The sequence below is a fragment of the Paraferrimonas sp. SM1919 genome, from assembly GCF_010993985.1.
Lineage (GTDB): Bacteria > Pseudomonadota > Gammaproteobacteria > Enterobacterales > Shewanellaceae > SM1919.
In genome coordinates this window covers 1-696 of the sequence record NZ_WINH01000093.1, presented here as the reverse complement: position 1 = coordinate 696, position 696 = coordinate 1, and the positions used below count along the sequence as shown (strand labels likewise).

The 696-nt window shown below is 36.6% G+C and carries 1 protein-coding gene; it reads right to left on the bottom strand.

Annotation, left to right across the window (positions count from 1 at the left end; translation table 11 throughout):
- Positions 1 to 171: 171 nt before the first annotated feature.
- Positions 172 to 585 carry a TonB C-terminal domain-containing protein gene (locus GFB48_RS17300; RefSeq protein WP_163938749.1) on the bottom strand — a complete coding sequence of 138 codons (414 nt, stop codon included), beginning with the start codon at positions 583 to 585 and terminating at the stop codon, positions 172 to 174.
- Positions 586 to 696: the final 111 nt, after the last annotated feature.

Here is a 696-nt window from a genome sequence, read left to right as displayed (position 1 = left end):
TCAGGAATGGTTGTACACCCTAAGATAATAATACTGATAGCAAAGACGAAGTATTTTCTCATGGGTTGCTCTAACGCCTTACTAATGGGCGCATAAATGCTTGGCTAAAATTAGCGACGAAGGAGCGCAAACCAAGCGTTTTGCGTCCTTTTGAGTAATTTGTTATGTGAATTATCTTTGAAGGTTAATTGTAATTTTCATATTTTTAACCTTTGAGAATTCAACATCCGAGAGCATTTTTGTATTGTATGGTGCAGAAGCATAAATAGCTTCGAGTACTTTCCTTTGAAATTCTTGAGAGTTGCTTTTTTCAACAACCTTAACTTCGGAAACTTTACCATCACGCTCAATAGACAACTCAACTACAGTCGATAGGCCTAGATACTGATTTGTATTTCCCATATGTCTAGTAATACTAGAATTGACATAACCTGACCACTTGTAGATGTTAACCATCTCTTTATTCGTTAATGAAGCCTCTGCTTTCTTAATATTTGAAGTTTGAGGAGAGCTTTTGGTTGAGCTCGTTTCAGTCGAAGAGCATCCTGTTAAAGCTAAAACCAACAATATATATAGTTGCTTCATATTTCCCTATTCACATAGACATTATGACTCCCCTAGACAGTGCTAACCTCCTGCACATGGGTTAGCCTAAACCAGAGCCAAAAATATTCTTCAAAATATAATCAGGAGGTT